Genomic DNA, 242 nt, shown 5'->3' with positions numbered 1-242 from the left:
TCTTTGGGATATCCCAGATAACAAAGGGTATATAGAGCTTGTAGCAATTATGCAAAAATTTGTTGATCAAACAATATCTGCAAATACAAACTACGACCCTACCAAGTTTCCGGATGGAAAGGTGCCTATGAAGGTCATTCTTTCTGACATCATACGCTGTTACCAGTTGGGTATTAAAACGCTTTACTACCACAACACGCGTGATTCAGCAGGTAAATCTGAGAGTGTTCAGGCTGTTGCAG

The 242-nt window shown here is 40.5% G+C and carries 1 protein-coding gene; it reads left to right on the top strand.

What is annotated here, in order from left to right; genetic code table 11:
• Positions 1-242: ribonucleotide reductase barrel domain-containing protein (locus tag Q4528_RS15565; protein ID WP_439848950.1), on the top strand; the 242-nt coding region annotated here is incomplete at both ends.

The sequence above is a fragment of the Staphylococcus pasteuri genome, assembly GCF_030547725.1.
GTDB classification, from domain to species: domain Bacteria; phylum Bacillota; class Bacilli; order Staphylococcales; family Staphylococcaceae; genus Staphylococcus; species Staphylococcus pasteuri.
Note: the sequence above shows the minus strand (reverse complement) of the source record. Positions and strands in the feature narration are given on the sequence as shown.